The following is a 19,255-nucleotide window of genomic DNA, read 5'->3' on the forward strand; positions in this document are numbered from 1 at the left end:
CAGGTGCGGAAAGATTTTGATTCGAGTAGGTTACTGTACGTTGGGGGCGATTGTGTTCAGTGCTTTCTGCATACGACCTCAGCAATTTCATATCAAAGACGAAACGGATCACAGTCGAGACTATGCGAGACAAGGAATTCCAGTTTTCTCCGTACGGAAATGCGTTGATCTACAGCGGAAGTTTCGTCTTGACGATCGCCGGGCTGCGCGCGGCATCGTCGATCATTATTCCCTTTCTCCTGGCTGTTTTCTTAAGTGTGTTGTTTGTTCCGATCCTGCAGTATCTGGCAAAACGCATGCCATACCCGCTCGCGATTTCCACGGTCATGGTGTTGCTGATCTCGCTGTTTGGAGGCATTCCGTTTCTGGTGGGTGGTTCGTTGCGTCGAGTGCTTCGCACGCTGCCACGTTTTCAGGAACAGCTTCGTCGGCAGGAACTTGTTCTCATCGAACAGCTTGAGAAGTGGGGAATCGAGATTTCCGAAGATGGTCTCGCAGCTGCTTGGGACCCAGCCACAGCAACGCTCATGTTTCGCAATCTTCTCGACAGCGTGGTCGTGACCTTCAGCAGCGGAATTCTGGTGTTGATCATGGTGGCGTTCATGTTGACAGAGAGCAGCTGGTTGGCGAACAAGCTGGCTCTGATTGATCGGCGATCAGGTAAGGGAGCCGAAAAGATGGGGCAGATCATCGTGAACGTTCGGCGTTACGTCGGGATTAAGACATTGATCAGCCTCGCGACAGGCTTGTCGATCGGGTTTGGCCTGCACCTGATGGAGGTGCAGAATGCTGTCGTGTGGGGCTTCATCGCTTTTCTGTTGAATTACATTCCGAATATCGGCTCGGTCCTGGCCGGAATTCCGGCGGTCGCTCAAGTGCTCGTGGAAAATGGTCTCGGAATGGCGGTCGCGGTCGCGTTTTTGTATCTGGTCGTAAATCAAATTCTTGGAAGCATCATCGAGCCACGTCTTCAAGGACACGGGCTCGGATTGTCTCCACTGATCGTTTTCATTTCACTTCTCTTTTGGGGATGGGTTTTCGGGCCCGTCGGGATGCTGCTTTCGACTCCATTAACGATGGTGGTCAAAATTGCGTTAGAGGAATTTGAAGACACTCGCTGGATCGCCATTCTTCTCGGTGGGAAACCGGACCGGTGGATGGTGGCTGCCGAAACGCCAGCTGAGAAGTCTTCGCAAGCCTGATCGGAAGATTGACATCTCTATCGGCGGATGTAGAGTCAATGTCATCGCTGTAAATACGAACTGTCGAAAATCACAGAGACCTTGAAGTAGGTGACAGATGGACGCGATTGATATTCTTGGCGGGCTGTTGAAGAAGAAGTCTTCAGGATCTGGATCAGGCGCGGACATTCTGAAGGATATGTTTGGACGTGGAAGCCGTTCCCAGCCGCAGGCGAAAACTCCACAGCGACGGACGACTGAGTCGATCGAGGACCAGGCGAAAGACCTCGAAGACATGCTCAACGTCGCCCACGGACGCACCTCCGGAGGTGGAGGGACTTCGTCGAGAGGCCCAACGCCCCAGCCTCAATCGACGTCTCGAACGCAAATCGAACCGGGTGGCCCGCTTTCTCCGGATGTTGGTTCTCCATCGTGGGGTGGCGAAGACCGGATTGATGAGCAGAAGAGGGCGATGGCACTCATTCAAGCCATGGTGAACGCTGCTAAAAGTGATGGTCAGATCAGTCGGGAAGAACAGCAGAGCATTCTGAGTCACCTTGACCGCCCCGATCAGGAGACAATCGACTTCCTTCGATCAGAGTTCAACAAGCCGCTTGATGTCCGCGATTTCGCATGGTCCGTTCCGATCGGTCTCGAACAGGAAGTCTATTCTCTCTCCCTGATCGTCGTTGATCTCGTTTCAGAACAAGAGTCGAATTATCTCCGTGAACTGGCCCACGGACTGAGGCTGTCCGCATCGACTTGTGAGCAAATCCGTCGGCAAATTCACAGTCGTTCAAGATGATTTCGCGAGGCACCTGAATTTCTGTGCGCGTTCGAATGCCGGAGGTTCGAAACCATTTCAAAGAGATTCCCCAAGCGAGTTAGAAGTACGAATCCTCTTCATAGAATTCGTCGGGGTCTGCAGGGACAGTGATGAACTCGATGCTCATCGGATAACGCCAAAGTTCGCCGTTCAGCGCCTTAAGCCCTCCGACAATGGGAAAGACGACCAAAGCCAGAACGAGCGCGAACATGAGCGGGATGCCGATGATCACAAATATCAAAAGCCCGAAGACGACGGAGTAGATCAGGCTTGTGATGACCCAGTTCGTGATGACAGCTCCATGCCGGTCCGCTTCTGCAGACTGCTCTTTACTAAGCACCCACATGCAGATCGGGGCGATCATCCCAGCTCCCGGCGCACAATTGAGAAGCTGTGAAAAGTGCATCAGCATGCACCACGATTTCGTCGACATGCCGAAGATCTGATCGGCGAACTGTGCACTCTCTCCGACATGACCTCCGGACAAGAGCTGTGACTTCGCCTCGTGAAACTCATCATCGGTCAATTGACCTTGGTCGCGAAGCTGAGCAAGTCGTTCGATTTCGTCGCTAATTGACATCTAAAACTCATTTCAGTGGGGAAGAGTGTGCTTCGATTCCGTTCACACTTGTCATAACGCAATTCGCTGTGAATAGCTCAAATTTTCTCGCTCGTTGAGTGCATTCGTCGAATTGATCTTCGAAACCCGATCCAATGCACCCATCTCGTCGCAGGAAGTGAATTCCATCGACATCCCAGAAAACGCTACGTCGACTCAAATTCGGAAAACCCATTGCAGGACTGGGCGATACAGCATCCCGAGTTCGTCATGAATTCCAATGCGTTTCAAGAGTTGTTCGAAGTAGCCGGACCCGAAACAGAAGTGTTCGATCCCCGAAATAATGAGCGGCAGAAAGAGGGCGAACAGAACAAAGAATATGGCGGCGAAGACAGCCCCGCCGCGTCGAACTGGCGACAATGAACTATTGTCGGTATCTCTCATTGGAACGTCTCATCGCGGAACTCCGATCACCACTCTAGGACTTCGATGCTAACATCCTGGTCCGACAATTGCGAAGTTTCATTTCAACACCGCGATCGAAGAAGTGCGTCTCGTGAGCAATCTGTGCCTGTTGGCGAACCGCATTCGGTAAGCGCGATTCAGCAACCATCGTAGTGCGAGTGCATCAAGCCAAGAGTGAGGACTATGTTCTTCCCCGTTTGCGATAAGCTCCGGGAGTCTGTCCGATTTCGCGGCGAAAGACGACGTGCATGTATTCGGGATGTTGGAACCCACACAGGTTCGCGATTTTTTCGAGAGGGAGATCCGTCTCGGTGAGGAGCTGTTGTGCCCGCTTCACCTGCACCTTACGAATCTCTTGTTGCGGTGACCGGTTGAGGTACTTCCGCATCTTCCGTTCGAGTGAGCTTCTCGACATGGGTACGATCTGTAAAACATCTTCGACCGTAATTCCGCTGCAGGCATTTTCGCGGATGAAACGTAGTGCCGAAGCGACCGTTTGGTCTTCAATGGCCACGACGTCGGTCGACTGTCGAGTCGAGATTCCAAGCGGCGGAACAAAGACTTTCGGCTCGTCGACATGCTCGCCGTTCATGAGTTTCGAAAGCGTCTCCGCAGCACGATACCCAACGAGTTCTGCATTCGGGACTACACTCGAAAGAGGAGGGCGGCAAAGCTGGCAGAGGATCTCGTCGTTGTCGACGCCGATCACGGCAACTTCTTCCGGGACGGCCACGTCATCCTGAAAACAGGTGTCGAGAATCTGTTGGCCTCGCACGTCATTGCACGCGAAAATTCCGACCGGTTTCTCCAACTCGTTGATCCATCGCGAGAGGTGTTCTTGCTCTTCCTCCCATGGGCGAGCAGCCGTTCCAAACCAGGTGGAGTTGTAAACTGCGGAGTCCCCGAGTTTTTGTCGCACTGTGTTTTCGTAGGCGTTTTGCCGTCTTTCAGACCAGGCTTCGCCGCTGAAACCGCAAAAGGCAAGGTGGCGAAATCCGCGGTCCAGAAGGTGCTCGGCCGCGAGTTTGCCGATTTTGGCGTCGTCAGACCAGACGTGACAGAAACCGAGGTCTTCGCGTCGGTCGGTCAATTCCACCAGCGGAATACCCTTGGCAGCGACTGCATCGGCGAGTCGTGAGGTCGTTGCTCTCGATAGAATTCCATCTCCGTTCCAGTGATTCAGCCACAGCGGAGGGTCGCTGGAGAGGTCGCGCTGTTCAAGAAAAACGGACCACTCATCATGCTTGCGCATGAATTTAATGATGCCAGTCAGAAGACGACGTCCGTAAATGCTCGACGTTTCAACAACTAACGCTACCCGTCGCTTTGAAGGCATGTTTCGAGTGACCTGGAGGAGATGATGAAGTGCAATGCATGCAGCATCATGTCGGGTAAGAGGGTGTTGATGCAATGTCGGTGCACCAAACATCTCGTCCAGACAAAATGCCCGCTCATGTTGAGATGCGAATTAGAGAGTTGCGAAAACCTCTTTCGCAGCGTTGACTGTGTTTTCTAAATCTTGTTCTGTGTGTTCCGCACCGAGGAAATTTGCTTCGAACTGACTACATGGGAGATAAATCCCACGATCCAGCATCCCATGGAAATAGGTTGCGAACCGTTCGGTTTGATTTCGAGCGGAGACGGTGAAGTTGACGACCTGATCCGGATTGAAGAAGAGCGTAAACATGCTCCCAACATTCGCGACAGTGTGATCGATTCCGTGCTTGCGAGCTGCAGCGGACAGATCTTCCGCCAGACGAGTCGTCTTCGTAGCAAGCTCCGGATAAGGATTGCTGTCTCGAAGTTCTGTCAAAGTGGCCAACCCCGCAGCTGTCGCAAGCGGATTTCCTGAAAGTGTGCCCGCTTGATAGACGGGTCCAACCGGCGAGACGGTCTGCATGATGTCTGCCCGTCCTCCGTAAGCTCCGACCGGTAATCCACCACCGACAATCTTTCCGAGAGTTGTCAGATCTGGAGTAATTCCGAACAGTTCCTGGGCTCCGCCGAGCGAGACCCGAAAGCCGGTCATGACTTCGTCGAAAATCAAAACGGCTCCGGAATTCGTACAACGTGATCGCAGCGTCGACAGAAAATCACTCGTCGGGACGACCACTCCCATGTTTCCCACGACCGGTTCCAGAATTACGCACGCGATCTCATCCCCGAATTGATCGAACGCCGCATTCAATTGCTCGACGTCGTTGTACTCCAGCAAATGAGTGTCGCGCGTGCAGCCTTCGGGGATTCCTGGACTCGAAGGCGTTCCAAGAGTCAGAGCACCACTGCCAGCCTGGACAAGCAAACTGTCGACATGACCGTGATAGCAGCCTGAGAATTTGATGATCTTGTCGCGACCGGTGAATCCTCGAGCCAGTCGGACAGCGCTCATCGTCGCTTCGGTTCCAGAGTTCACCATCCGAACCATCTCGATCGAAGGGATGAGTTCGACAATCAACTCAGCGAGATCAGACTCGCGAACCGTGGGGGCTCCGAAACTTGTCCCGAGTTTGGTGGCAGCTTCAATTGCCTGAGTAACCTTCGGGTGACAGTGTCCCAGAATGTGAGGTCCCCACGAGCCGATGAAGTCGAGGTAGCGATTTCCATCGATGTCGAAGAGGTACTGTCGCTCACCGCGTTCGATGAAGACGGGGGTTCCACCCACTCCTCCGAAGGCTCTCGCAGGACTGTTGACACCTCCGGGGATCACTTTCTTGGCGCGTTCGAACTCCGCAGCACTTCGCGAACGATTCATGATTTGAGCACTTCTTTCCGTAATGTTTTCAAGTTCAGACAGCATCGCCAGCGTTGCTTAGGCCTCTTTGAGAACCATATCGATACACATGACCGACCCGAGGATCAGCATCCGGATGGGATTGTCCATCGGGACTTCCTCGGAGATCTCAAGCATGTAGTTATCAGCGCTGGTGAACATCTCTTTGCCGAGCCCGTTCCATTTCTTCGAAACTTTCGCGAGTTCAATTCCATCATGGAGAAAGCGAAATTCCCAGCCGGTGAAACTTCCTTTCAGGTCGCAGAGGATCTCGTCATTCTCTCCGAGAACGTGAAACGCTCCGCCAATTGAAAAGAGTTTCTGCTTGAACCCTCCGATGCGATCTCCATCGTCGTCATGAACGTCCACTTTCGACAGGAATAAGGAAACGCCACGGTGGACCGAGATGACCGGTTCACCATCTGGGCTGGTGATGTAGATCTCGAAGGGAGTTAATGTCTTATAGTCGGTGAATCTCAACATCTTGGTGATCCACCCCAGACGCGGCTCACGGCAATGCAGAATCATTTCTCCGGACGAAGGATCGTACACGTCGTAGTTGCTGGCCGATTTGAACATTCCAACATGTTCTATGACCAGAAACAGGTTACGTTGCAGTGCTTCATGCATCCTGACGATCCAACGAGTTCGGAGTGAAGGTGATTTGGAGAGCCCAAAGTCTAGAGTTTCAGCTCTGATCTGGCGAATCAGAGGCGAATGATTGGCCCCAGAAATTCCGTTTTGTCGCTGAGAAATGACGATTCGGAAAACTCAGTCGACGGATTTGGTTGCGAAAGCTGTGTTGAGCATTCCCTACAATCCAAGCGACTGTCAATTTCTGATCCCCAGATGAATCTCTTTGAATTGGACACCTCAAATGATAGAAATAATTGAGGCAAAAGTCGCCGACTCCACTGAAGATGGAATATTGATTGCCTGACAAATCTGTCGGCCTTCCACAAACAACAACTCCTCCGGAGAGAAAATCAGATGAAGTGGTCCCTGGTATTCGCCCTCGCATTCGTCACCACATCCGGACTGGTGGCGTCAAGTGCCTCCGCTCAGGGCCTGATCTGGTCACTTCCTGAAGATGGAACGCTTGTTCGCTACAAAGGCGTTTACAAACAGACAAGTCGTCAGCCCAATTCCACTGAAGGTGATCTGGAACTGTCATGGGATCGAATCCTCGAGATCCGGTCAGTTGGCACCGAAATGGGCGTCTATCACGGAGAAGACGTTTCGTGTCGCTGGATCGAGATTAAAGTCGAGACCGGTCACTCTCCGGAAGGTGTTCTCGACGCTGGTCCCGGTGGGATTCGGATGTTCAAGCTGTTGGTTCCGGAGACCGAAATTCGCGGCACTGTGGATGTTCCTGTCTCACAAGGACGCAAGATCTTTGCCGCGTTTCTCCCGATCGTGAAGGGATATCGAAAGATTGGTGATGAGCCGACTCAAGAAATCACTTCCGAAGTCTTTCAGCTCTACCCGGTCATCGCTCTGCTTCGTCATTACCGTGAATTGCAGCCCGGCGAACAGACTCAAACGTCGGTCATCGCTGGGGATTTCCCAACGACTCTCTACACCGGCACACTCGTCATGGAGACGAACACCTACCGATCGTCGAACACTGCAGAAATCTTGCAGTCAAGTGAGTTTCCGTTCGGCGTCGTCGGTTGGACTGCCAAGACCGTGACTGAGGAAAAGGGAACGACCGACCAACGCTCCGATTTCGCTGAAGTCACAATCATCGAAGAAGACATGAAAGCCATCGCGATCGAACAGGATGCTCAGTCAGAATTCCTGGTGAACTAAGGCAAGCAGCTCTTTCCTGTGCACTCACTTGAGGTGTGTCATCAGGCAAACAGCTGGGTTTGGGCGTGCGGGTGAGCGGAAACGAAAACTGCAAATGTTTTAATCGAGTTCGCTCTCGTCGTGAACTTCATTTGCAGGCAATGCACTCGAATTTCTCTCGCTGAAGTGCTCGCTGCCGAGCACCTGAAGGGTCGCTAAAAAGTCGCCGGGGAGAGGAGCAAGATGGCTCATCCATCGCTGTGTAATGGGGTGACTGAAACTCAATTGGTAAGCGTGTAGTGCATGTCGACGGATAGGAAATCCGGTTTCAACTTCGCGTGAGTGGTTCCCGTTAGCCTTGTTGTGAAACGGTTTGACGCGGCCATTCCGCTCGTAAAACTCGTCGCCGACGATCGGGTATCCCAGGTGGGCGAGATGAACGCGAATCTGATGATTGCGTCCGGTGACTGGTTTGCAGAGAACGAGCGTATGGTCGGTGAATCGCTCGAGCACCCGATACGACGTCTTTGCCGGTTTGGCTTGAATGGCGTCGGGTCTGCATGACATTAGCACATGACGGCCGGTCGGAAGCTTACCGATCGGGCGATCAATGACTCCCTGATCTTTCTCGATTTGACCCTCCACGAGCGCAAGGTAGGTCTTGCTCACTCGCGAAGTTTCGAACGCTTCGGAGAGTCCTACATGGGCCACGTGAGTGAGGGCGACAACGATCGCGCCGCTTGTCTGTCGATCGAGCCGGTGAACGATTCCCGGTCGGAGTAAACCTTTGTACTCCGTCCGCTGATCGAGTAGATGCTGAACACCATTACAAAGCGTGCCGCTTTGGACTGTCCCGACGGGATGCACAACGACATCAGGCGGTTTGTTTACAACCATCAGCCAGTGATCTTCGTAGATCACTGGCAGCGAGAGTTGTTCCGGTTCAAGAAGTTTGTCCGGAGGCTCAATCAGTCGAACGCAGACCTGTTGTCCCTCGAAAACACGAGTGACTTCGTCTACAGGAACGGAGTTGATTGTCACACCCCCGGCAGCTGCGATCCGCTGAAGTCTCCAGGTTGTGTAGTTCCGGAGATGTCGCGACAAAAACACGTCGATCCGATGGCCGCTCAGAAAAGCTTCAACAGTCAATTCAAAGACAGGAAGCGATTTGACGTCCAACTCGGGTTCTCATTCGTGTTCAAGATAGCTGCGCGATTTTCATCACAGCTGGGTCGCGTCCGTCTTTCAAGAGATCGAGCAGGTACTGCCCGTAGGTGTTCTTCTTGAGTGGCTCGGCGAGTTCGGCCAACTGTGCGTCGTCAATGTAGCCAAGTTGCCAGACAATTTCCTCTGGGACGCAGACTTTCTGACCCTGACGCATTTCGACCGCTTCCATGAAGCTGGACGCCTGCAGCAACGACGACGGAGTTCCTGTGTCGAGCCACGCATAGCCTCGGCCCATCAGTTCGACATTCAGTTTTCCTGCGTCGAGATAGCTTTGATTGACCGATGTGATCTCAAGCTCACCGCGTCCGGACGGCTTCACGTTCTTGGCAATCTCAACCACATCATTGTCGTAGAAATAGAGCCCCGTCACGGCGAAACGTGACTTCGGTTTAGCTGGTTTCTCTTCGATATCGATGGCTTTGCCGTCTTTGTCGAAAGAGATCACCCCGTAACGCTCAGGGTCTCGAACCCGGTAGGCGAACACGGTTGCGCCGTCTTTTCGGGAGCCGGCGCTCATCAACAGCTTTTGGAAATCGTGACCATAGAAGATGTTGTCACCGAGAACGAGACAGACTCCGTCATTGCCAACGAATGAATCTCCGATGATGAAGGCTTCTGCGAGTCCGCGAGGCTCGGCCTGCTCGGCGTATTGGATATTCACACCCAGTTGTGATCCGTCTCCGAGGAGTCGCTGATACTGCGGCAAATCCTGCGGTGTGCTGATCAGCAGGATGTCACGAATCCCCGACAGCAACAGCACGCTGAGCGGGTAGTAGACCATTGGCTTGTCGTAGACCGGAAGCAGTTGTTTGCTCACAACTGAGGTCATGGGGTGCAATCGGGTGCCTGCACCACCTGCGAGGATGATTCCCTTTTTGGTTCGCTGGGACATTCTGCTGCCTTTGGTCAGTCGGCCAGTATGAAATTGGGGGATTGGAACGGTTCTGACGAGTTGAATCGAAATGAACAAAGTCTTTGAGACTTCTCAAGCGACGATAGGTCGGGGGAGTTTCATCCTCAACTGAAATCGCGAGTGTCGCTTTGAGTGGTTGACAAGTCCTTTTGACTCACAGTTCTATTCGATCATATCCGCACAAACGGCAAAGCTGGTGTGCGGACGCATCAAAACTTACTGCTAAAGATGCAGTCAAGATGACGCAGGAGCACATCGAGTCGATCATGAAGCACCCAAAAAAGAGAGCTCCCAGACATTGTCAAACGTCTGGGAGCTCTTTCGATCTTTGTCGTTTCACCTGATTGGCGAATCTCTGGCAGGATTACTTCTTGATGTCGTAGCAGAGAAGATCGTTGCCTTCACGCAGATACAGCTTGCCATCGAGGATCACGGGATGTGCCCAGCTTGGGCGACCGCCGCTTCCAGGCACTGTGAATTCGCTGATGCGTTCGAACTTCTCGGGAGTTGCCTTCACGAGTGAAACTTCTCCACTCTGATAGCGGAAATAGAGATGGTCATCAGCTGCGACGACAGAAACCGAACCGGAACCGACTCCTCGGCCTTTCCACTTCTGTTCCCCTGTCATCAGGTCAGCACAGAACGGAATCGGATTCGAATCAACGCCACCGTAAACATAGTCGCCGACGAGAACGACTCCACCATGTTTGTTGGAGAGGTGTGTTTGCAGCGGGTAAACGACTTCCATGTTGACTTTTCCGGAACCAGCTGGAACCTGGCGAAGCAGCGCTCCACCGCGGTTGTAGCCAGCACAGAAGAAGACGAGATCGTCACGGACGATTGGTGTTGGAATGACAGCTGTGGTTTTATCAATGTCGAAAGTCCAGAGCAGTTCTCCGTCGCTGGCACGAACGCCCATCGCTCCACTGCCGGTTGAGTTGACGTAGACTTTTTCGCCACCGACATGAGAAATCACAACCGAAGCGTGACCTGCACCGCGATCTCCAGGCCGAGGCGCTGACCATTTTTCCTCGCCAGTGTTCTTGTCGAGCGCCAGCATGGTGTGTTCAGGGCCTCCGGGTGTGCAGACAAGAGTGTCTCCATCGATGAGTACGGATTCGCTGTATCCCCAGCTGTCAGCTTTTTGGCCAGCAAACTCTTCTTTGAGATTGCGTCGCCAGATTTCTTCACCGTCTGTGCTCGCACAGATCAGTTCCCCGAATGCTGTCAGAGCGTAGACGCGATTTCCGTCGACGGTCGGTGTGCTGCGTGTGCTTTGCCAGTCTTCTTTTCCGTTCTCCCAAGCGGGGCCGGTTTTCATCTTCCAGATCAAATCTCCACCATCCTGATCGAGACAGATCAGATATTCATCCGATCCTGAACCGGGAAGGTGATCGCCCATCGTGTAGATGCGTCCGTCGACAATGGAAACGCTCGAATAGCCGATTCCCAAGCCCGATGCCTTCCAGAGCAGCGAAGGTCCATCTGATGGCCATTGCTCAAGAAGATCGGTGTCGGGAGCAACGTTGGTACGTTCCGGACCGCGGAAGGTCGGCCAATCTTCATCGCCGTTGGCGACAGCCGGGATCAGAAGCGAGAGGGACAACAATAACGGCTTACAATTTCTGAAATGAATTGACATGGCGTTCACTTCTCCTGAGTTGTGGTTTCATTCCTTGAAAGTTTGCTGACCTGCATGTCGGGGACCGGCAGGGAAAGAGCGATCCAAGGAGTTTCCGATTCCCATTAGTGTTCGTCAATGCTCTGAGGATTGTCGAACTGACAATGTCGGCGATTTTTAAGGGGACATTCACCACAGGATTTGCTGATCGATGCTGTGTTCCCGCAGGTTTGCTCCTACGAGACTGCCAATGTGTGAACGCAAATTGACGTTATGACGGATTTGCGGTGGAACATTTTGATTCCGGTTGGAAACACTTCAGCCAGACTCAATGAGTGCTGCGTGAGCGGTCGACACACATTAAGGAACCCTGGCATTCTGGAAGCGGTCCCGAAATCTGTTGAACGGAGTGATCCTTCAAGACACTCACTCGTTTGAATCACCTTAGATCGACTTTCAGAATCACAACCATGGATTGGCATTCGCGACTACAGGCAGGAAAGGATTGAGAGGGTTCTGTCGATCGGAACACGTTCGGCAAACTCTGACGGTTGATACGGAACTCGGTTCATGCGGAACTCATTAATTCTCACTCAGGATTGCCAGCTCTTCAGCGCTCTTCAGGAGCGAGTGCAGCCGTTCGACGTTAACGTCAAGTTCTGTGAGGATGCTGCTTCCCTCAGAGACTGGATGCGGCAATTTCAGACCTCGTTGGTGTTTCTCGATCTGCGACCGGGGACTCATTCTCTCGAAACTCTTTCATTCATCCAAGACCTGAGTCGTGAGGAGAATGCTCGCCCGACTATCGTCACCGTGAGTGACGGATCGCTGCCGTCTCAGGCTGCAGGCGAGCTGTCACTCATTGCTTCTGCTCATCTGATCGTTGACGACCGTACCAATGAACTGACTGCATGGGACTCGGACTCTCGCCTCGACTTCGACCGTCTGATGAGACAGAACACGCCGCCTCAGGTTCCAAAGTCTTGTACTCTCGCAGGAAGTTCTCAAAGCCTGACGACTCATCAACCAGAGTTCTTTCAAGTGCTTGAAGATCTGCAGCGAGTCGCCCATCGAGATGTGACCGTGCTGTTGATTGGAGAAACAGGAACAGGCAAGACGACTCTCGCACGCATCATTCATGAACGGTCCAAGCGGTGTGATGATCCGTTCCAGCAACTCGCATGCGGGGCGCTTCCTTCTGAGATCATCGAGAGCGAACTCTTTGGCCATATTCGCGGCGCCTTTACAGGAGCGGAACGCAATAAGATCGGCCGCTTTCAAGCAGCTGGCAAGGGGACATTACTTCTCGATGAAATTGATGTTCTCGACGTCAAGCAGCAGGCGAAACTCCTCAAAGTCATCGAGACCGGCGAGTACGAAATGGTCGGGTCGACTGAGCCAATGCAGTCGGAAGCAAGGCTAATTACTGCCAGCAACATCAACCTCGAAGATCTGACTAGCTCCAACCGGTTTCGATCGGACCTCTATTACCGTTTGAGCGTTTTGGAATTCCGTCTGCTCCCACTGCGAGAGCGGCAGGTTGACATCGTTCCCATGGCGGTCGAGTTTGTCGAAGAATGCTGTCGGGAACATGAAATTCAGATTCGCTCCGTCGATCTCGAATTCCTTCACGCCCTGCAGTCATATTCATGGCCGGGCAACATTCGCGAGCTTAAAAACCACATTCGACGGGCTGTCCTGTTCGCTGAGAATGGGCGGTTGCGGAAGTCTGATCTTTCCGCAAAAGTGACTGACTCACCGACGATCTCGACGTTGAGTGATCCGGAGTTGTGCGAAAATCAGACCCTCGCTGAGCAGGTCGCAGACAACGAACGCGAACTGCTGATGCAGGCGCTCGAAGCCAATCGCCACAACCGAACTCGAACCGCGCAATCGTTGGGTATCAGCCGTGTCGGTCTCTACAAGAAAATGAGAAGGCTCGGGCTGTTGGAAGCTGCAGCAAACGGCGACCTGAAACGTGCGTCTTGATGTCTGTCGACGTTATCGCATCTTCATCCAAAGGCACTTCAGATACTCTGACTCCAGGCAATTGCCAGCGACTGGATGGTCCGCTCCAGCTTGTGTTCGCATGATGATTTGCGGCAAGCGGTTGCCGGTTGCTGCACGAACGTTGTACGTGAAGTCCGTCATTGAGAGCAGACCGGAACAGCTGCACGAGACGAGGAAACCGTCTGGCGAGACAACTTCCGAAGCAAGCTGATTCATGTCGTAGTACTTCTGCTTGCCGTCATCGAATTCATTGCGACTTCGAATCAATTTTGGCGGATCGAGAATCACGACATCAAAGAATTGCTTGTTGCGAATACTGTCGCGGAGATAGCTGAATGTGTCCGCGTGGATGAACTTCACGGCCGCATGGTTCAGCTTGGCATTTCGTCGCGCCTGACGAATTGCGTCTTCATCGAGATCAACTGCGGTCACGGAAGCAGCTCCTGCGAGTGCACAGTTGATCGCAAAGCCACCTGTGTAGCAGCAGAGATCGAGAACGCTTTTCCCTTTGCAGAACTCCCGGATTTTCTGACGGTTGTCTCGCTGATCACAGAAATAACCTGTCTTGTGACCTTCGAACGGATGCACTTCGAATTTCGTTCCGTGCTCGGTGACGACAACCGACTCCGGAACTTTCCCCGACTGAAATCCGTCTGCGATGAACCCTTCTTGTTCGTAGGTCATCGGGCCCGGACGGACGATCCAGTGGGGAATTTTAAGCTGCCGGGACAAGAGGCTCGCAAAGGCTTGAGATCGTTGAAACATCCCCAATGAGAATGCTTCAACGGAGAGAACGTCGCCGTAGACGTCTGCCACGATTCCCGGAAACCCGTCGCCTTCCGCATGAATGACCCGATAGGCATTCGTCGATTGCGTCAGCTTCAGGTCGTCATGCCGCAGCCGAATTGCTCTCGCGACGTTCTGCTGCCAGTCGCGTTTCGTGATAGAAAAGTCGCCCCACTTGAGAATGCGAATGGTCGATTCTGCTCGCGGATTCCAGATCCCCAGCCCGATTTTGTCCCCCGAGTCTGAAACGACCCGCACCAGATCGCCATGTTGAGCTGAGTCATCGACCGATGCGATGCGTTTACGAAAAACGGTTGGGTGGCGAACGAAGGCTTTCAGCTTCGCGAGTGGAAGTTTCTCGTCAGAAGTGACATCCAATTCGCGTTGGAGCGTGTGCGACGGATCAAGAGGAAATGTGCTCTTCTTGCGGCGAGTCGGCTTCTTGGAGGATTTCCCGGAAGACTTACGTTTATCGAATTTGCGTGGCTGACGAGGTGGCATCTTTTTGCGTCGCTACGGCACGTGCGGAGATGTGCCAATTTCCCGGAACCGAGGTCAGGTGATCCCCGCACAAGCAGAGGATTGATGAGACGGACTTCGTTCCGGAAGGTGATCAATCAGTGAAGATGCTGATCGTATGCAACGACTGCCAGACCGGTTACCCACTCAGCCAGTGAAAATCTAAAAATCTCATTTGAGCCGGTCACACCACCTGCTTCGCCCAGCAGTTGAGCGTTCAATGTTCAATCTTGCTCGCTGGCTTTGTCGCTCTCTTTGGGGCGGAAGATCGGGCTTGAGTAGATGTCGAGACGGTGCAAAAAGAACTTCGCCAGGACGCCCAGCGTCGCAATTCCGTACTGTGTGCTGCGACGGAAGTTGATGCTGCTCGCTTCATCGAAGTAGCGGACCGGGACGGGAATGTCACCGATTCGAAAGCCAAATTCGACGGCTTGCGCCAGCAATTCGCTGTCGAATACAAAGTCGTTCGAGTTGCGGTGAAAAGGAACCGTGGTCAGGACTTTTCTTGAGTAAGCTCGAAATCCAGAGTGAAAATCACCGAGATTCTGGCCAAGGGCGATGTTCTCGATCGTCGTGAGAACACGATTTGCCAGGTACTTGTAGACCGGCATGCCTCCCTGAAGTGCCTCTCGGCGGGTTCGAATTCGGGAGCCGAGGACGACATCGCAAATTCCGAGTCGCAGAAATTCGATCGCGGCCCCCATGACGCGGCTGTCATATTGATAATCGGGGTGAATCATCACGACGTAATCAGCACCGTGAGCGAGAGCGTGGTCGTAGCAAGTCTTCTGATTTCCCCCGTAACCCAGATTTTCTTCGTGCTGGATGACGGTGACTCCGAGCGATTTGGCGACTTCGACTGTTCTGTCGGTGCTGCAGTCGTCGACGAGAATCACTTCGTCGATGACTCCTTTGGGGATGTCCTTCAGAGTCCGCTCGATTGTTGCTTCCGCGTTATAGGCGGGCATCACAGCGATGGTGTGTCGTTTGAGTGTGTTGTCAGCCGAAATCGCATGGAGCATGGATTCAATGCGTCCAAGTGCGTGGCTGGTCGAATCGAGGGAGTATGTGGAATCCGGCACGTCGTTGCCTTCCAGGAAACTGGCGGGAGAATGAACTGGGATGAAATCTTCCGCGATAACTCTAGCTCAGCCCTCACGGCTTGCTGTGTGTGATGCCAAGAGACAACAAACTGTCGTGTCGATCATGCCGATTGTCGGCGATTTGCAAATCATGATGATGCGAAGTCCGGTTGCCGATCGGCGTCCACTGCTGTAGTTTGGAAGGCAACGACATGCTTGAGAGACCACTTCGATTGAGCCAACAGTGTCCAGATTTTCCTGAGTTTTCCCTCATCCGGTGGATTCCGTTCCGGAGACTGCTGACGTGACACACGTTGATCGATCCGATTCAGATCAGATACCTGTGAAGAATGAAACGGGGGCGACGTTTAGAGTGCCTCCACTCGTCCAGAAACCGCCTCGTCCGAACCGATTGACCTGGCTAGAACGCAACAGCATCTCTCTGGGTTCCTCAGCTGTTCTGCACATCTGGATCATCGCGGCCCTTGGGTTCCTCATCTTTCCGGTCATGAGACGTCCGGAGCGATTCGCCGTCGATACGACAGTTCGGTTTGATTCTCCACCGATTGCGATCGCCGAAGAAACAGTCGTGACCGTCGATGCGGACGAAGAAGAGGTGTCGACTTTCGATGTCTTCAGTGAGGAGGAAGTGGAAACTTCGATCGACGGAGATCTTGGGAATTCGTCGGGAGAACTCGCCTCAGCAACGCAACCAGTTGAGAGAATCGTTCCCGGTGCTCGTTCGGCCGAGGAAAATTCTTCATCGAAGCAGGGATCAACAGCTGACGCAACCGTCATTGGAAATCGACGGACTCTGGCAGGCGGCAAGCAGGGAGAAGTCACAATCTCTCTGATCTGGGACACGTTCGACGATCTTGATCTGCATGTCTGGAACGCAAACGGTCATCACGTCTGGTTCGGACATCGCGAGAGCAAAGACGGCATGCTTGACGTCGACGCCAATATTATTCCGACGACTGATGAACCGATCGAGAACTACTTTGAAGAGAAAGCTCACTCCGGCTACTACCGATTTTCCGTCGATTTATATCGGTGGAGGTCCAACAAGCCTGTCGAATACACGCTCGGCGTCTGGGTGCGTGGGCGGGAAAGACTCTACCGTGGAAGAGTCATGACGGAAATGAAAACCGTCGGAGGCTTTCAACTGGAAATTCCGGAAGAGGGCTCGGATGATCAACTCACTCTTGTCTGGCTGAATGACAGCGAAGTTCGACAGATGGCCATCTCAGAGGAAAAGAAGAAGCTGTTCCGGGAAGTCCAGGGTTTTCGCAGATTCCGCTCCACAGCGACCCGCAAGCTTCAGGAGTTCATCAGCAAATATCCTGACAGTGTCGAAGCTGTGGAAGCTCAGGAACTTCTCGAATCGTTTCAGCGGCGTGGCCGGTCAGATTGACGTAAGCTGATGTGAATCGCCTTCTGCGTTAGTTGAGCTTATCATCCAGTTTGACAAACGAAACAAGCCTGCAATCGACGACCTCATTACATAGAAGCGAGAACGATCAATGAGACACGGTCAATGTGTAGTGTGGGGAGTCTTCTTTCTCACATGTTTGCTACTCACGCCCCTTCAGGCGGAAACTCCCACGAATTCTTCTCTCGCATCCGACTTGCTTCCGCTATGTCGTGTTCTTTCCGGAGAGACTCAAGCTGCGAATCTGCGCTTGAAACTTCTCCCGGAAATTGACGGCTCACCGCAGCAAGTTACTGTCGAGTTTCAATCCGACGCCGACGGGAACTATCGCTTCTCAGCCGAACATGCTGACTATGCGATTGGAGTTCGACGTCAGGAGTCCGCAACGACAATTCTGCTTCCCAAGCATCAGAAGGTGATCATTGGAAAAGGAGCAGATCTCGGTGACGACACACTTGTCGCAGATGGAATCGTCAGTCGGCTCGTTTCCAGTGACTCGGACTGGAACAAGTACGTCCCGCTGGTCCAGGCTGCCGAGCCGAATGCTGTAGCGTTTCTTCTTAAGACAGTCGCCCAAATTCAACCGGGCGAAACACCCCATTCGTGGAGATTTGGCGGTGAAAATTCTCTTCAGTTTGAGGAGGAAGGCCATCTCATTCGGGGATCGCTGAAGAATGCCAGTTTTGAATTGGAAATTCGGGATTTGGACGAGGCGACTGCACTCGACCTGAAGAGTAACGCTCTCGAGTCTACCGACTTTGAAGTGACCGAAATTTCACGAGAAGAGTTGGAACGGACGTTGTCCCGAGGAATTCGCCGGGCCACTGAAATTCTGGCACCGTCCCATCGGCTCACACACCCTCCGCAAAACTCTTGCGTCGTTGATCACGGAGAATTGAAATGGATCGAGGGCCACCGAGTGGTCATTCTCCATGGGACTCCCGAAGAAATCGGAACTGCGCACGGGCAACTGATGAAAGAGGAGATTCTCAAGACCGTCGATTCAGTGCTGTATACATTTGGAACCGTGAACATGATTCGTTCGGGCAAATGGTTTCGGCAGGAGCTTGATGACGCCTACGAACGCCTTTCCCCGCATATCCCCGACGATCATCTTCGCGAAACGGTCGCGATGGCCAATTCGATTGGCATGGACAGCCAACTCGCACTGGTTGTTAACATCTTCCCCGAACTCTTCCACTGTTCTGGGTTTGCAGTCTTTGGCTCCGCGACAACCGACGGCAAGTTGTATCATGGTCGGGTTCTGGACTACATGACGACGATCGGCCTGCAAGATGCTGCCACAACGTTCATCGTCTCGCCAAACGACAAGATTTCCTTTGCAAATGTCGGTTACGCTGGGTTCATTGGTTCGGTGACGGGGATGAACTCACAGGGGATTTCGCTTGGAGAAATGGGCGGACGCGGAGAAGGGGAGTGGGACGGAGTTCCGATGGCGACTCTCATGCGACGGGGACTCGAAGAATGCTCGTCGCTCGAACAGGTGATGAACCTGTTCGAAACGAGCCCCAGAACGTGTGAATACTATTACGTCTTCGCGGACGGAAATCGCAACGATGCCGTCGGCGTGGCAGCGACTCCCGACTCGATCGAGTTTATCAAGCCTGGGCAATCACATGAGCGCCTCGGTGAAGGGATTGCAGATTGCGTCGTGCTCTCTGCAGGTGACCGCCTGGAGAAACTGCGTGAGCGCGTCATCTCGCAGCATGGAAAGATCGACACTACTGCCGCGATTCATCTCATGGATCGTCCGGTCGCCATGGAATCCAATCTGCACAATGCTCTCTTTGTGCCTGTCGATGGTGTCTTGTATGTGGCGAATGCGGATCACGACTCGCCAGCAGCTGAGCGTCCTTACGTGCGTCTGGACCTTCGGGAACTCCTTTCGAAGTCGCTGGATGCGGACCTGATCTCCGGGAATTGACAAAAAATCAATTCAGATCGGGAAACATCGTGACTTCTCCTGAGGAATCTCGCCTGACGAGGGGCGTGGTTGCTTGACACAAATTTATGGACTGCCATAGGATACGCGGCTCGATGGGTGGCGGGTCG

The 19,255-nt window shown here is 53.1% G+C and carries 16 protein-coding genes; 6 read left to right on the forward strand and 10 right to left on the reverse strand.

Annotated elements, in window-relative coordinates; translation table 11 throughout:
* Nucleotides 1-122: 122 nt before the first annotated feature.
* On the forward strand, nucleotides 123-1,202 hold the full coding sequence (locus tag AB1L42_RS19005; protein ID WP_367059766.1) for an AI-2E family transporter: 1,080 nt from the start codon (nucleotides 123-125) through the stop codon (nucleotides 1,200-1,202).
* A gap of 97 nt (nucleotides 1,203-1,299) precedes the next feature.
* A complete protein-coding gene (locus AB1L42_RS19010; protein ID WP_367059769.1) occupies nucleotides 1,300-1,986 on the forward strand; it encodes a DUF533 domain-containing protein in 687 nt (228 codons plus the stop codon).
* Between the two features lie 79 nt (nucleotides 1,987-2,065).
* On the opposite strand, the gene AB1L42_RS19015 is transcribed toward AB1L42_RS19010, so the two are convergent.
* The 5 genes from AB1L42_RS19015 to AB1L42_RS19035 all read right to left on the reverse strand — a co-directional run bounded on the left by AB1L42_RS19015 (nucleotide 2,066) and on the right by AB1L42_RS19035 (nucleotide 6,431).
* Entirely contained in the window at nucleotides 2,066-2,587 is a 522-nt protein-coding gene (locus AB1L42_RS19015; RefSeq protein WP_367059772.1) for a DUF4870 domain-containing protein, read from the reverse strand.
* Nucleotides 2,588-2,782: 195 nt separating this feature from the next.
* A complete protein-coding gene (locus tag AB1L42_RS19020) occupies nucleotides 2,783-3,010 on the reverse strand; it encodes a hypothetical protein (protein ID WP_367059775.1) in 228 nt (75 codons plus the stop codon).
* A gap of 202 nt (nucleotides 3,011-3,212) precedes the next feature.
* Nucleotides 3,213-4,283, reverse strand: coding sequence for a DNA-binding transcriptional regulator (locus tag AB1L42_RS19025; protein ID WP_367059778.1), 1,071 nt, complete (start codon nucleotides 4,281-4,283; stop codon nucleotides 3,213-3,215).
* Between the two features lie 216 nt (nucleotides 4,284-4,499).
* Nucleotides 4,500-5,783 (reverse strand): glutamate-1-semialdehyde 2,1-aminomutase, encoded by a 1,284-nt coding sequence (hemL, locus tag AB1L42_RS19030; protein ID WP_367059781.1) that lies wholly within the window; start codon nucleotides 5,781-5,783, stop codon nucleotides 4,500-4,502.
* A 57-nt stretch (nucleotides 5,784-5,840) separates the two neighbouring features.
* Nucleotides 5,841-6,431 (reverse strand): phospholipid scramblase-related protein, encoded by a 591-nt coding sequence (locus AB1L42_RS19035; RefSeq protein WP_367059784.1) that lies wholly within the window; start codon nucleotides 6,429-6,431, stop codon nucleotides 5,841-5,843.
* 360 nt (nucleotides 6,432-6,791) lie between these two features.
* On the opposite strand from AB1L42_RS19035, the gene AB1L42_RS19040 reads away from it, so the two are divergent.
* Nucleotides 6,792-7,613, forward strand: a complete 822-nt coding sequence (locus tag AB1L42_RS19040; protein WP_367059787.1) for a hypothetical protein — start codon at nucleotides 6,792-6,794, stop codon at nucleotides 7,611-7,613.
* Between the two features lie 99 nt (nucleotides 7,614-7,712).
* Here AB1L42_RS19040 and AB1L42_RS19045 read toward each other — a convergent pair whose 3' ends face one another.
* The 3 genes from AB1L42_RS19045 to AB1L42_RS19055 all read right to left on the reverse strand — a co-directional run bounded on the left by AB1L42_RS19045 (nucleotide 7,713) and on the right by AB1L42_RS19055 (nucleotide 11,374).
* Nucleotides 7,713-8,771, reverse strand: a complete 1,059-nt coding sequence (locus AB1L42_RS19045; RefSeq protein WP_367059790.1) for an RluA family pseudouridine synthase — start codon at nucleotides 8,769-8,771, stop codon at nucleotides 7,713-7,715.
* Nucleotides 8,772-8,790: 19 nt separating this feature from the next.
* The gene (gene rfbA, locus AB1L42_RS19050; protein WP_367059793.1) at nucleotides 8,791-9,711 is read right to left on the reverse strand and encodes a glucose-1-phosphate thymidylyltransferase RfbA; all 921 of its coding nucleotides are present in this window, start codon (nucleotides 9,709-9,711) and stop codon (nucleotides 8,791-8,793) included.
* Nucleotides 9,712-10,096: 385 nt separating this feature from the next.
* Nucleotides 10,097-11,374 carry a PQQ-binding-like beta-propeller repeat protein gene (locus tag AB1L42_RS19055; protein ID WP_367059796.1) on the reverse strand — a complete coding sequence of 426 codons (1,278 nt, stop codon included), beginning with the start codon at nucleotides 11,372-11,374 and terminating at the stop codon, nucleotides 10,097-10,099.
* 549 nt (nucleotides 11,375-11,923) lie between these two features.
* Here AB1L42_RS19055 and AB1L42_RS19060 point away from each other — a divergent pair.
* Nucleotides 11,924-13,342 carry a sigma-54 dependent transcriptional regulator gene (locus tag AB1L42_RS19060; RefSeq protein WP_367059799.1) on the forward strand — a complete coding sequence of 473 codons (1,419 nt, stop codon included), beginning with the start codon at nucleotides 11,924-11,926 and terminating at the stop codon, nucleotides 13,340-13,342.
* 12 nt (nucleotides 13,343-13,354) lie between these two features.
* On the opposite strand, the gene AB1L42_RS19065 is transcribed toward AB1L42_RS19060, so the two are convergent.
* Nucleotides 13,355-14,650: a class I SAM-dependent rRNA methyltransferase gene (locus AB1L42_RS19065; RefSeq protein WP_367059802.1), complete on the reverse strand. Its 1,296-nt coding sequence runs from the start codon at nucleotides 14,648-14,650 to the stop codon at nucleotides 13,355-13,357.
* Nucleotides 14,651-14,892: 242 nt separating this feature from the next.
* The gene (locus tag AB1L42_RS19070; RefSeq protein ID WP_367060067.1) at nucleotides 14,893-15,690 is read right to left on the reverse strand and encodes a glycosyltransferase family 2 protein; all 798 of its coding nucleotides are present in this window, start codon (nucleotides 15,688-15,690) and stop codon (nucleotides 14,893-14,895) included.
* Nucleotides 15,691-16,093: 403 nt separating this feature from the next.
* Here AB1L42_RS19070 and AB1L42_RS19075 point away from each other — a divergent pair, with 403 nt between their 5' ends.
* A complete protein-coding gene (locus tag AB1L42_RS19075; RefSeq protein WP_367059805.1) occupies nucleotides 16,094-17,164 on the forward strand; it encodes a hypothetical protein in 1,071 nt (356 codons plus the stop codon).
* A gap of 109 nt (nucleotides 17,165-17,273) precedes the next feature.
* Nucleotides 17,274-19,127 (forward strand): C45 family peptidase, encoded by a 1,854-nt coding sequence (locus tag AB1L42_RS19080; RefSeq protein WP_367059808.1) that lies wholly within the window; start codon nucleotides 17,274-17,276, stop codon nucleotides 19,125-19,127.
* Nucleotides 19,128-19,255: the final 128 nt, after the last annotated feature.

This window comes from Thalassoglobus sp. JC818, assembly GCF_040717535.1.
Classification (GTDB): Bacteria; Planctomycetota; Planctomycetia; order Planctomycetales; family Planctomycetaceae; genus Thalassoglobus.

Excerpts from the sequence above, each read along its gene's own strand:
- AB1L42_RS19055 (WP_367059796.1), bottom strand. The coding sequence starts at position 11,374 with ATGTCAATTCATTTCAGAAATTGTAAGCCGTTATTGTTGTCCCTCTCG.
- hemL (WP_367059781.1), bottom strand. The coding sequence starts at position 5,783 with ATGAATCGTTCGCGAAGTGCTGCGGAGTTCGAACGCGCCAAGAAAGTG.
- AB1L42_RS19010 (WP_367059769.1), top strand. The coding sequence starts at position 1,300 with ATGGACGCGATTGATATTCTTGGCGGGCTGTTGAAGAAGAAGTCTTCA.
- AB1L42_RS19080 (WP_367059808.1), top strand. The coding sequence starts at position 17,274 with ATGAGACACGGTCAATGTGTAGTGTGGGGAGTCTTCTTTCTCACATGT.
- AB1L42_RS19025 (WP_367059778.1), bottom strand. The coding sequence starts at position 4,283 with ATGCGCAAGCATGATGAGTGGTCCGTTTTTCTTGAACAGCGCGACCTC.
- AB1L42_RS19020 (WP_367059775.1), bottom strand. The coding sequence starts at position 3,010 with ATGAGAGATACCGACAATAGTTCATTGTCGCCAGTTCGACGCGGCGGG.
- AB1L42_RS19065 (WP_367059802.1), bottom strand. The coding sequence starts at position 14,650 with ATGCCACCTCGTCAGCCACGCAAATTCGATAAACGTAAGTCTTCCGGG.
- AB1L42_RS19060 (WP_367059799.1), top strand. The coding sequence starts at position 11,924 with ATGCGGAACTCATTAATTCTCACTCAGGATTGCCAGCTCTTCAGCGCT.
- AB1L42_RS19035 (WP_367059784.1), bottom strand. The coding sequence starts at position 6,431 with ATGCATGAAGCACTGCAACGTAACCTGTTTCTGGTCATAGAACATGTT.
- AB1L42_RS19070 (WP_367060067.1), bottom strand. The coding sequence starts at position 15,690 with ATGCTCCATGCGATTTCGGCTGACAACACACTCAAACGACACACCATC.
- rfbA (WP_367059793.1), bottom strand. The coding sequence starts at position 9,711 with ATGTCCCAGCGAACCAAAAAGGGAATCATCCTCGCAGGTGGTGCAGGC.
- AB1L42_RS19005 (WP_367059766.1), top strand. The coding sequence starts at position 123 with ATGCGAGACAAGGAATTCCAGTTTTCTCCGTACGGAAATGCGTTGATC.
- AB1L42_RS19015 (WP_367059772.1), bottom strand. The coding sequence starts at position 2,587 with ATGTCAATTAGCGACGAAATCGAACGACTTGCTCAGCTTCGCGACCAA.
- AB1L42_RS19040 (WP_367059787.1), top strand. The coding sequence starts at position 6,792 with ATGAAGTGGTCCCTGGTATTCGCCCTCGCATTCGTCACCACATCCGGA.